The sequence below is a fragment of the Hymenobacter plasmatis genome (assembly GCF_020711255.1).
Classification (GTDB): Bacteria; Bacteroidota; Bacteroidia; order Cytophagales; family Hymenobacteraceae; genus Hymenobacter.
Genome location: NZ_JAJFAW010000002.1, coordinates 91800 through 103512, shown reverse-complemented (window position 1 = coordinate 103512; position 11713 = coordinate 91800). Strand labels below are relative to the sequence as shown.

Annotated in this window: 11 protein-coding genes; 6 read left to right on the top strand and 5 right to left on the bottom strand. The window is 59.4% G+C overall.

The window, feature by feature from the left end; all coding sequences use genetic code 11:
* Positions 1-35: 35 nt before the first annotated feature.
* The 5 genes from LJ738_RS01720 (at position 36) to LJ738_RS01700 (ending at position 4122) form a co-directional block, all read left to right on the top strand.
* Complete coding sequence (locus LJ738_RS01720; protein ID WP_227784605.1) at positions 36-329, top strand: hypothetical protein; 294 nt, start codon at positions 36-38, stop codon at positions 327-329.
* Entirely contained in the window at positions 329-1474 is a 1146-nt protein-coding gene (locus LJ738_RS01715) for a DNA polymerase III subunit (RefSeq protein ID WP_227784604.1), read from the top strand. The genes LJ738_RS01720 and LJ738_RS01715 overlap by 1 nt, the downstream gene beginning before the upstream one ends.
* A 37-nt stretch (positions 1475-1511) precedes the next feature.
* Entirely contained in the window at positions 1512-2444 is a 933-nt protein-coding gene (gene hemC / locus LJ738_RS01710) for a hydroxymethylbilane synthase (protein ID WP_227784603.1), read from the top strand.
* 45 nt (positions 2445-2489) lie between these two features.
* Positions 2490-3146 (top strand): peptidylprolyl isomerase, encoded by a 657-nt coding sequence (locus LJ738_RS01705; RefSeq protein ID WP_227784602.1) that lies wholly within the window; start codon positions 2490-2492, stop codon positions 3144-3146.
* Positions 3147-3213: 67 nt separating this feature from the next.
* Positions 3214-4122, top strand: coding sequence for an SDR family oxidoreductase (locus tag LJ738_RS01700; RefSeq protein ID WP_227784601.1), 909 nt, complete (start codon positions 3214-3216; stop codon positions 4120-4122).
* 723 nt (positions 4123-4845) lie between these two features.
* Here LJ738_RS01700 and LJ738_RS01695 read toward each other — a convergent pair.
* The 4 genes from LJ738_RS01695 to LJ738_RS01680 form a co-directional block, all read right to left on the bottom strand.
* Positions 4846-5829 (bottom strand): ABC transporter permease, encoded by a 984-nt coding sequence (locus LJ738_RS01695; RefSeq protein ID WP_227784600.1) that lies wholly within the window; start codon positions 5827-5829, stop codon positions 4846-4848.
* The gene (locus LJ738_RS01690) at positions 5817-6881 is read right to left on the bottom strand and encodes an ABC transporter permease subunit (RefSeq protein WP_227784599.1); all 1065 of its coding nucleotides are present in this window, start codon (positions 6879-6881) and stop codon (positions 5817-5819) included. Before LJ738_RS01690 ends, LJ738_RS01695 begins: the two co-directional genes overlap by 13 nt.
* A 3-nt stretch (positions 6882-6884) precedes the next feature.
* A complete protein-coding gene (locus LJ738_RS01685; RefSeq protein WP_227784598.1) occupies positions 6885-8504 on the bottom strand; it encodes an ABC transporter substrate-binding protein in 1620 nt (539 codons plus the stop codon).
* Between the two features lie 203 nt (positions 8505-8707).
* Positions 8708-9010, bottom strand: coding sequence for a hypothetical protein (locus tag LJ738_RS01680; RefSeq protein WP_227784597.1), 303 nt, complete (start codon positions 9008-9010; stop codon positions 8708-8710).
* Between the two features lie 786 nt (positions 9011-9796).
* Between LJ738_RS01680 and LJ738_RS01675 the strand changes: the two genes are divergently transcribed.
* Entirely contained in the window at positions 9797-10903 is a 1107-nt protein-coding gene (locus LJ738_RS01675; protein WP_227784596.1) for a hypothetical protein, read from the top strand.
* Between the two features lie 25 nt (positions 10904-10928).
* Here the strand turns inward: LJ738_RS01675 and LJ738_RS01670 are convergent, their stop codons facing one another.
* Positions 10929-11678: a LytR/AlgR family response regulator transcription factor gene (locus LJ738_RS01670; RefSeq protein WP_227784595.1), complete on the bottom strand. Its 750-nt coding sequence runs from the start codon at positions 11676-11678 to the stop codon at positions 10929-10931.
* Positions 11679-11713 lie beyond the last annotated feature (35 nt).

Genomic DNA, 11713 nt, shown 5'->3' with positions numbered 1-11713 from the left:
ACGCACCTAATCCAACACATTTAACCTCAACGAATATGCAGGCAGCCCAAGTCAAGCACGATAGCATGAGATACCTTCTGGGCGGCGTCGCTCTGCTGGGCGTATTAAATGTGGCCATACCCGTGCTGTGGAGCATGGAGACTTCGGTGTTTCGCATCGTGCTAATGGTGCTGCTACTGGTAGTGATAAGTGCCCTTTGGTGGGCATTATACCACTTTGCCGGCTTAGCCGAAAGAGTGGTAGCGGTGGCTAGTATCCTGCTGGGCGCGTACTGGCTATGGAATTTGTCAATGGTTTTGAATATGCTTGTGGCGGTTAAGATTTTTTAATGCAGTTCGACGAAATCCCCAGCCAAGTTGCTGTAAAGCAGCTACTACGCCAGTCGGTGCAGCGGCAGCATGTGGCGCATGCTCAATTGTTTCGGGGGCAGGAGGGTGGCGCGGCGCTGGCCCTCGCCTTGGCCTACGCGCAGTATTTGAACTGCGAAGCGCGCGCTGCTGATGCCGAGGACAGCTGCGGCCACTGCCCGGCCTGCACCAAAACGGCCAAGCTGGCCCACCCCGACCTGAACTTCATTGTGCCCGTGACCACCACCAAAACGGTGACCAAAGACGCCGTAAGCAACAAGTTCATGGCCGAGTGGCGCACCTTCGTGCTCGATAACCCCTACCAGGGCCTCAACGACTGGATGCAGCACATTGGGGCCGAAAACAAGCAGGGCAACATCTCCAAGGACGAAGCCGTGCAAATCCTGAAGCTGGTGAGCCTGAAGGCTTTTGAGGCGCGCTTCAAAATCGTTATTCTCTGGCTGCCCGAGCTGATGCACCCCGCCGCGGCCAACGCCGTGCTCAAGCTGCTGGAAGAGCCGCCGCCCGCCACCATCTTCCTGCTGGTGAGCCACGCCCCCGAGCAGCTGCTGCCCACCATCATCAGCCGGGTGCAGCCGGTGGTGGTGCGCCCGTTTTCGGAAGACGACATCACCGCCTTTCTCCAGGAGCGCCACCACGTGCCCGAGGCAAAGGCCCGCCAGGTAGCCCAACTGGCCAATGGCAGCCTGGGCGCCGCCCTAGCCAGCCGCGACACCAACGCCGACCACGACTATTTCGAGTTTTTCCGCGACTGGATGCGGCTGTGCTTCAACTTTGGCAGCAAAGCCGGGGATATTCTGAAGAAAAGCGAAGAGTTCCAGAAGCTGGGCCGTGAAAACCAAAAGGAGCTGCTTGCCTACTCGTTGGGCTTGGTGCGCAAGGTCTTGCTGTTCGGTATCGACCCCAAGTTCGTACCGCATCTGGCCGGGGGCGAGCAGCAGTTTGTCATCGGCTTCGCCAAGTTTGTGACGCCGCGCAATGCCGATTTGCTGGCCAAGGAACTCACCGACGCCCACTACCACATCGAGCGCAACGCCAATCCCCGCATGGTGTTCGTCGACAGCTCGCTTCGGCTGGGCGGGCAGCTGCGCCTGGCCCAAGGCTAGGGCCGCCGGGAGTTAAATGTTAAACGATAACTGTGAAATGACCAGTCCCATTCGCCTCGCTACCCGCGGCAGCCGCCTCGCCCTCTGGCAGGCCGAACACGTAGCCAACCTGCTCAATAATGCGGGTTTCGCCACCGAAATCGTGCCCATGCAAACCACCGGCGACGCCGTGCAGGACCGCTCATTGGCCAAAATTGGCTCGAAAGGGGTCTTTACCGAAGAGTTGGAAGAAAGCCTCCGCCGGGGCGAAACCCACTTGGCTGTGCACTCGGCCAAAGACGTGCAAAGCAGCATTCCGCGCGACTTGGAACTGCTGGCTTTCCTGGAGCGCGAACAGGTAAACGACGTGGTATTGAGTTTTAACGAGCATTTTGAGCTCAATAAGTCCGGCATCGTCTTGGGCACGAGCAGCACCCGCCGCAAAGCCCAGCTGCGCCGGTTTTACCCCGGCGCCACTACGGCCGAGGCCCGCGGCAACCTCCAAACCCGCATCCGCAAGCTGGAAGAAGGCCAATACGATGGGCTGGTGCTGGCCTACGCCGGTGTGCACCGCATGGGCTACGACCACCTGGTGCGCCACACCCTGCCCACCTCCCAGTTTGTGCCCGCCACGGGCCAGGGCAGCATCGCCATCGAATGCCTGGCCGGGCTAGCCCAAGACCTGAAAACCCAACTCAAAGCTGCCCTCGACCACCCGGCCACCCATACTTGCCTAGCGGCCGAGCGGGCCTTCCTGCATACCATGGAAGGCGGGTGCAGCATCCCCTCTTTCGCGCTGGCCACCCTGGAAGGCGACGGCACGGTGCGCCTGCACGGCGGCCTCATCAGCCTCGATGGTGAGGAGTACGTGGAGGAGATTCAGCGGGCCGACGTAGCCGATGCCCGCGCGCTGGGCGTATCGGTAGCCGATGCGGTGCTGGCCCGGGGCGGCCGCGAAATCCTGGCCAGCATCCGGGAGCACCGAGGCTAGGTGATAATTTTCCGTAGTTCTTCTCGTTTCCCTTCTTTGTTTTCTATGAAGCTCAACATCAATTGCCTGGCGTGGGCGCTGCTGGCCCTGCTGTGGGTAGCCAGCCCCGCTTTTGCCGTCGATAAACCGGGTAAGCACGCCAAGAAAAGCGGCAAGGACGAAGTAGTTACCATCAGCACGTCGCAGGGCACCATCCGCGTTATCCTGTTTGACGATACCCCGCTGCACAAGGCCAATTTTCTGCAGAAAGCGAAAAGCGGCTTCTACAACGGCACCACCTTCCACCGCATCATCCCCGACTTTATGATACAGGGCGGCGATACGAACTCCAAAGACGCCGACCCGAGCAATGACGGCCTGGGCCAGGCCAACGAAGGCACGGTACCCGCTGAGTTTGCCGCCGGCCACCAGCACAACTACGGTGCACTAGCCGCTGCCCGCCAGGGCGACTTTGCCAACCCGCAGCGCGCCAGCAGCATATCGCAGTTTTATCTGGTGGAAAACCACGAGGGCACCCATTTTCTCGACGGCCAGTACACCGTTTTTGGCCAGACCATCCAGGGACTGGACGTCATCGATAAAATAGCCAAAATGCCCCGCGATGGTCGCAACCGGCCTACCGCCGACATCAAGATGACCATGAAAGTGGAGAAGCTGAAGCGGAAGAAAATCGCCAAGCTCTACGGCTATACCTACCCGTAGGTGCCAGACCTGCTTGCTGCAAGCACGTCATCCGGGCTCACCGCATTGGCAGCCTAATATGCTGAATATGAAAGTCCTCATAACAGGTTCTAACGGCTTGCTGGGCCAAAAGCTGGTGGCTCTGCTGCGGCAGCAGACCGGGGTGGAACTGGTGGCAACCACGCGTGGCGCCAACAAACTGGCGGGCCTCTATCCCGACCTGCACTTTGTGCCGCTTGACGTGACCGATGCCGGGCAAGTGCGGCAAGTGCTAGCTCAGGAGCGGCCCACCCACCTCATTCACACCGCGGCCATGACCAATGTGGATGAGTGCGAGCTGAACCGCGACGCCTGCTGGCTGCAAAACGTGACGGCCGTCGAAAATCTGGTAGATGCCTGCGCCGAGCTGGACATTCACCTCACCCACCTGAGTACTGATTTTATTTTCAGTGGCGAAGTGGGGCCATTATCCGAGGAGGCCCAGCCCGCGCCGGTTAATTTCTATGGCGAAAGCAAGCTGGCGGCCGAGCTTTTGGTGCAGGCCAGTCCCGGCCGTTGGGCCATTGCCCGCACGGTGCTGGTGTACGGCGTGGCCCACGAATACGGCCGCACCAACATTGTAACCTGGGTGCGGGATTCCCTGCGGGCCGGCAAGGCCATCAAAGTAGTAGCCGACCAGTGGCGCACGCCCACCCTGGCCGAAGACCTGGCGCAGGGCTGCTGGCTGCTGGCCCGGCATTCGGCCCAGGGCATTTACCACATCAGCAGCGACGAACTGCTCACCCCGTATGCCATGGCCGTGCGGGTAGCCGAATATTTTGGCCTCGACAAAAGCCTAATGGAAAAGGTCGATGCCAGCACGTTTTCGCAGCCGGCGCGGCGCCCTGCTCGTACCGGGTTCATTATCGATAAAATTCGCCGCGAATTCGGCTTCCGGCCGCACACCTTCGCCGAAGGAATTGCGCTGGTCGGCGCTCAAAGCGAACGGGCCGGATAAAAAAAACCCGCCGGGGTAGACGGCGGGTTTAAGCTCAACTGGGGTAGCCGGTGAGCAGTAATAACAGAGTGTGGGTAGAAATAGAGTAGCGTGTTATGCCAAATAGGGCAGGGTAAGCGTGGGTTGGAAAATAGAGGAAGTCAGGAAGTAGAAGTCAGAAGTAGACGCGGAATTAAGATTGGGGCCACACTCCTACGAGGAGCCCGCCGACCAGTACGGCGGTGCGGCCTTCCAGTGCCGCCTCGCCCTGGGCGCGGGGCACGACCGTGCCGTCAGGAGTTACAAAATCGATGCCAACAGAAATAGGGCGGTTCGTACGGTTTGCCACTTTGGCGCGCCTGGAAGTACTTAATGTGGGGTAGATAAGTAGATGCATAGAAAATTGGGTAGAGGAGGGAGGATAAGTAATACCTTATCGATAACGTGAACCGTCCATAAGGCAATACAATGTTACAGGCTCCTTTAACCCAAAAAAAGGACACTAGCGCTAGCAATGAGACATGGGTATTTGCCGACTCCTAGTAAAAAAGCACAACTATTTACTCGAAAAATCTTCGCTGTAATTCACTTAATTTTTATTTTTAGAGGTTATAATAATGAAAACCAAATATTTAATGGTTTGGGAATTTGGCTCAACTAGGAGGTTTGCTTTCCTAAAAAAGTACCCATTTGCGACATTGGGAATGCTTTGATTCCTGAATGCCAATCTGTAGAAAATAGGTACTAGGATGAAGCGGCCGACGGCCGGTATTGGCTTATTGAGCTAAGGCTTATCATGCTAATTATTAAGCACATGGTGGGGAATAAAAAGGTCCACCAGGCGCCGGGTTCGCTCCGTACGGTTGCCATGAGCCGACCCCAACTGGCTACGTCCGGCGGCAAGCCGATGCCCAAAAACGACAAGGTACTTTCCAGGCCCAATAAGCCCGCTATACTAAGCGGCAAGGCCGTTCTTAGCGGTTGTAGTGCATGAGGCAACGCGTGGTGCAGCCAGACTTTATAAGCCGGCGCCCCAACGGCTTGGGCTGCTTCTACAAAGGGCAGCGTGCGCACGCGCAGCATCTGGGCCCGCACTAATCGGGCCGAGTGTGGCCACGACGTTAGCGTAAGCAGAACCAACAGGCCCGACACTGAAACACCGGTCCCGGCGGTCACAGCTACCACCAGCACCAGCCGCGGGATGGTGTCGAGCGTGGTAGCCGCCCCCATCACAACCGAGTTGACTGGGACCGGCCAGGAGGCCAACTCGCGCTTACGCCACCACGACGTAAATAGCCAGCCCAAGCTAATAGCCGCTACTGCCAGCCCAACCCCAACTCCGGGGAAGCGCACCGCCCACCATGCTCCAGCGCCGGCCAGCAACCAGTAAGGCACGGCTAGCCGTGCTTTATTCCCCCAAAAACCTGCTGCGCCGCCTGCCAGGGCTCCCAGCAGGGTTGATAATACGGCCGCCGGCAGGGTGAGCAACACGGCGGTGCGAGCGCCAAATACGAGCATGCTCAATACGTCGCGCCCCAATGCGTCGGTGCCCAGCCAGTGGGCGCCCGCTCCAAACGGAGGCTCGGCCACATGGGCCAAATCGGGTACCCCGGGAGCGTAGGGCAGGGGCAAGGCTGCAGCCAGCAGCGCCGTGAGCCCCACTAGGCCCAGCCACAGCATGGCCAGCTTTTGCGACCAGGAACTAGAGGTGGGAGCTAGGATTGCCAACGGATGCGAGGGTCGGCCCAGAAATAGAAAAGGTCGGCGAGGAGCAGGGCCAGGAGGCGGGCGGCGCCCGTGAGCAAGATGCCCCCCACGAGCACGGGGTAATCGCGGGCAGCGGCGGCTTCGGCCAGCAGGCGGCCCATGCCGGGCAGCGCGAACACCACTTCTACCACTACCGCTCCGGCAACCAGCGCGGGTAGCAGCTCGGCAATTTGGGTAAGGGTGGGGAGCAGGGCATTGCGCAGGGCGTGGTGCCGGATTACGGCACCCTCGTCCAAGCCCTTGGCGCGGGCCGTGGTAGCATAGTCGGCGTGCAGTTCCTGCGTGAGGGCGGCGTCAAGCTGCAGCGTTAGCTCGGGTATTGCCGTGATGGTGAGAGCCGAAACTGGCAGGGCCATGTGCATCAGGTAGGTGGCGATTTGGCTCCACGTGCCCGAGCCGACGTCTGCGGGTTGGTCGAGGCCATACGCTGGAAACCAGGCAAACGCATCCGGATTGGCAAAGGCCAGCAGCAATACCAGCGCTACCACAAACAGGGGCAGGGCGTGCACCGTTACCAGCAGTGTGCGCACGGGGCGCTGCCACCAAGGGCTGGCCGCCAAGCGTTGGGCTAACGCCAGGGCTGCCAGGATGGCCAGCACAGCCGCTGTGCCCGTAAGCGGCAACGTGAAAGATAAGGCCGCACCCAGGCGGCTGGCGACGGGCTGGCCATTACGGTACGAAGTACCTAAATCGCCGTGGAGCAGCCCGGTAGCCCACTGGTGGTACTGGTTATGCAAGCCATTCCACTGCCACGTCGGCTCTTGTTGATTGGAGCCCTGGCTTATATAAAAAAGCGGCATGTTGAGACCGAGCCGCTCGCGCACGGCGGCTTGGGCTGCCAGTCGTTCGGCAGAGGTCGTGGCCGTGCGGTCGGTTTGCACGTCCGAAACCTCGGCCAGTGCCTCTTGCACTGCCGCGCCAGCGTCGCGGTGGCTCAACAGAAACACCACCGATGCCAGGGTCCATATGGCCAGCCCAGCCCGGGCCAGGCGCCAGAATACCAACCGGCTCATGGGTTATGGAGCGGCTGATGGCTTCGGAACGCGCTCTATGGTGGTGGCCATAAAGCCGGGCTTGAGGCTGCCCACGTGCAAGTTGGTCAGCTGCCGACTGGCCACAATCCGGTTGGGCAGAAAGAACAGCGGGACGATAGGCGCTTCCTGCTGCAGCAAGGCCTGGAAGCGGCGCAGGAGCTGGGAGCGGTGCGTTTTGCTATCGGCCGCGGCAATGGCTTCGATAAGTTGGTCGCTGGCTGGGCTGCTAAAGCCCGTGGTGTTGCCAGCGTCAATGCCCAGGGAATGGAACACCGGCGTGAAGTTGAACATGAACGGGTTGCCCTTCCGCACCCCCACGTACACGTCAAAGTCGCCCGCTTTCAGCGAGGAGCTAAACGCGCCAGATTCGGTGGGCTGCAGCGTGACCGGAATGTCGAGCCCCGCCGCCGCTGCCTGAAACTGCAGCGCAACGGTGGAAAACAACGACCCCTCGGCACGGTATCGCATCGCGAGGCGTAGCTGCTGGAGATCCCCGTTGGCGGACTTTCGGGTCCAGCCGGTGCCCGGCGCGGGGCCGCGCTGCCAGCCCGCCTGGCGCAGCAAGGCGGTGGCGCCCGCGGGGTCGAAAGGGATTAGGGCCAGACTGTCGTTGTAGTTCTCTTTTTCAATGGGGCTGATGACGCCCACCGTGCGCTGCCCGTCCCCCAGCTGCGTGGCTTTCAACAGGCCGGCGGCATCAAAAAAACGGCTCAGGGCCTGGCGGGTTAGCGCATCGTTCAGGTGCGCGCGCCGGGTGTTAAAGCCGGCCATCACCACATCATAGGAGGTAGTGGAGTAAAAATTCAGGGCCGCCGCGGCAGGAGATGCACGCAGCCGGGCAAATTCGCGGGCCGGTATCTGCGGATACACGTCGATGTCGCCGCGCCGCAGCGCGAGCGTCGCGGTCGCCGCATCGGGGATGATGACATAATCCAACTGCTTTGGCCGCGCCTGCAGCGCAATCGGGACGGGCTGCAGGCGGTCGGCCCACCACTGCGGCTTACGGCGAAAGGTGAGGTACCGGTCTTTTTCCCACTTTACCAGTTGGTAGGGGCCGCAGCCCGGCACCTGACCGGGGTGGCCTGCTTCTGCCGCCTGGTAGCGTTGCGCCAGGGATTGCAGCGCCGAATCGGGGGGAGCGGTGGTGGCTCGCTTTTGCAAATCAACCAGCGAGAAGCGGCGGAGTTGGCCGCGGGGGTCGAACGCGGCTTCTGGCAGGATGAAGAAGTCGCCCGACGCTTCCACGTACTCGAGCGCCTGCCCCCGGCACACCAGGGTAAAATGCTGCGGCGCCTTGAGGTCGGTAAGCACCGCCCGGATAAAACGATACCGGTTCCTGGCCACCTCGTTGGGTAGGCCCGGGCAGAACATCAGCTTTAGCGTGAACTCGACATCGCGGGCGGTTACGGGCCGCCCATTATCCCAGGCGGCGGTAGGCCTTATATCGTAAGCAAGCTTGGAAAGGGAGTCGCCCACCAGCTCTACCGCGGGCAGGGACGTGGCTAAAGCCGGGCCATACTTGCGGTTGGCAATGTCAGGCTGAAGCAGGCAGACATGCAGCAAATTATTTGCGTCAATGGCGGCCTGGTTAGGCTGCAGCATTGGGTCTAATGTCTCGGGGTCTTGGGCCCAGTGGATTCGGATTGCCTCCGATTTGCCGTGGGGGTCTCCGCAACTGCTTAATAGCAGTATTGTTGCGCAGTAAAGGAGGATTCCAAGCGGTAAATTGTGCTTCACACGGTACACCTATGCATCATAGCCACGCTACCATGGGTGCCAATATAGGCACGAAACCTCCGCTGTTTCTAAGCGGCGATGTCGCCACCCCAGCCGCCTACCCCACCGAGGGAGGCCATATCGCCACCCCAGCCACCAACACCACCCAAGGAAGCAATATCGCCGCCCCAACCGCCCACGCCACCAAGTGCGGCAATGTCACCGCCCCAGCCGCCTACACCGCCCAGAGCGGCGATGTCGCCGCCCCAGCCACCCACGCCACCAAGTGCGCTAATGGCAGGCGTTGCCGTCGTGGATTGGGGCTGTGAAGCAGGAGCACCGGAAGCGAAGCTAGCGAATTGAAACAGGGCGATGGCAAGGAGATTCAACACGGCGATAAGTGCTTAGAGAGTGTGTCAGATGTTTGAATGACACAAAGTTGGCGTGCTCACTTGCGGCAGAAAAGGAAACTCTTTGCTCGAATAAGACTAAAATTATGTTTATAATAAATATAATTTATTTGATAAAATATATTTTAAACGTCCATTTTGTGTAATTAATGGACTTCTAAGTATTGATGTCTAAAAAAAAAGAGTCAATTTGTGACATCAAACCGCAAAACCTTCCATAGGTATTCACAATACAAAGGTTGGGAGACGATGTGCCATAAAAAAGGAAAGAATGCCCGGTTTTAAGACATCGTTTTTCAAGGCGTATTTCTCCATAAAAAGCTAAAAGCGCATCTGTAGGGCATTTTCTTTATGAATGAAATCGCAAATTTGGTGCGAATTGTGACATCGCGCAGCTTGGCAACATTGCCAGTGCTAGACCTGCGAAGCCGACAGGGGAATAAAGAAAACCAACTTGTAGCTGCCTTAGCCAAAACGCCGGAGACTACCCAGTTGCAGGTCGTAAAGTCGTTGTATGGCAAGGCAACCGCGGCTAACGTACGTGCCCTTCAAAAGCTACAAGGCCGGGTAAGAAATAAACTGCTCAACCAGCTTTACTTCCTCGACCATTCGGACACCCGGCTTTTGGTGTCGCGCCGGTATGAGCTGGAATGCCTGGATTTGCTGCATAAGGTGAGTATTCTGTACGCCGAACGGGAGTACAAACTCTCCGAACGGTTGCTGCAGCGCTGCCTTAAAGAAGCAGAAAAGGGTGAGTTTACGCAATATATGGTGCAAAGTGCCCGGATGCTGCGGAACCTGTACGCCGAACAGCAGCAGCGCATTGCGTTCAAGCAACTGTCGAAAGTGCTGCTGCGGGCCCAGCAACTCTTGGCATGGGAAGACGAAGCCGAGCAGCTCTACTCCGAAACACAAATGGCGCTGAATGGCACCGTGGCGGCTCGCCGCGCGGTACTGGCCCTGATGCCCGACCGCATGGCACAGCTAGAGGCATTGTACCGCCGGGCCCGCAGCTTCACGACCTATAATGTATGGTACCGGCTACGGGTAGCTTACGAAGAGCTGCAAGGAAACTACCAGGAAATCATTCGGGTAACGGCCGCGGCATCGCGGCGCCTGCGTGATGGCAAGCTCAACGCGCGCCGCTTTGACATCCGCTTCAACCATTTTATGAGCATTTACGCCTACTTGCGTAGCCGGCAGCCCACCCAGGGGTTGCGGCTGGCTGAGGATTATGCCCGCGACTTTCATCCTTCGTCCAGCAACTGGTTTTATTTCCAGGAGCAGCACGTGTTGCTTGCCCTGCACGCGCAACAATACGAGCGCGCCCAACTGCTGCTGAATGTGATAATAAAAAACCCGGCGTATCTGATTCAGCGCGAGGCGGCGCTGCAGCGGTGGGATTTATACAAGGCGTATATCGAATTTGTGCTGCCGCCCCCGCGCACCACGGCCCGGCAGCGGCAAATGGCCCAATGGGCCCTGCAGCTGCCGGAGTACAGCCGCGACAAGCGCGGCCACAACGTGGCCATTCTGGTGCTGCAGCTGCTGCACTTTTTGCGGGAGCGCAACCTGGAGGCGGTGCTGCTGCGGCTGGAGCGGCTGCGCAAGTACCAGCAGCGGCACTTGTACGAGCCCACCACCCTGCGGAGCCGGCTGTTTTTGCGGCTGCTACAGCTGATTGTGGAAAAGAACTTCAATGCGCCGCAAGCTGCGGAGCGGGGCACGGCCATGCTGCAGCAGCTGCGCGAAACCCCGCCGCCCGGCAATGCCTTCGCCGAAGTGGAGATTATTCCCTACGAGCACCTGTGGGAGCTGGTGCTGGGCCTGCTGCGCGAAGGGGCACCCGTGGCCAACGAGCCGGTAGCTCAATAACCAGGGGCCGTAAAAAGCTGCGGCGTTAGAACTTATTGAGCCGTTGCAGGACTTCGCGCAGGTACGTCTGGCCCACCGGAATGTGCTTGCCTTCCACAATCATGGCGTTGTCTTCCAGCACCTGAATGCGGTTGATGTTGACGATGAAGGAGCGGTGGATGCGCACAAACCGGTTGCTGGGGAATTTTTCCTCCACCGCTTTCATGGTGCTGTACACGATGAGCTTGCTCTGGCCCGTGACGATGTGGACGTAGTCGCCGAGAGCCTCGACGTAGTGCACGTCGTCGAAGGCGACGCGCACCAGTTTGTTGTCGACCTTGATAAAGGTGAAGTTGGCATTGAGCCCCGGGGTTTCGATGGCTTCGGCCTCGGGCGCGGGGGCTGGCGCGGGCTGGCGCTGGGCCTTGTCGCGGGCCTTTTGAGCGGCCTGCAAAAAGCGCGGGTAGCTCAGGGGCTTCACCAGATAGTCGAGCACGGCTTGCTCGAACGCCTCCACGGCGTATTCCTTGCTGCTGGTGATGAGCACCACCATGGGCGGGTTCTGCAGCGTCCGCAACAGGTCAATGCCAGACATCAGGGGCATTTCCACGTCCAGAAACAGCAAGTCGACCGGCGCGGTACGCAGGGCTTCGGCTGCTTCTATGGGGTTGGTATAGCTTCCGACGGCGGTCAGAAACGGCGTATTGGCAATGCAGTTCAGCACTACCTGCACCGAGAGCGGGTCGTCGTCGACGACTAAACAGCGCAGAGGAGCAGGAGAAGCAGCAGCGGACATGATGATGTATTGAAAACGGAATATCCCAACGAAAG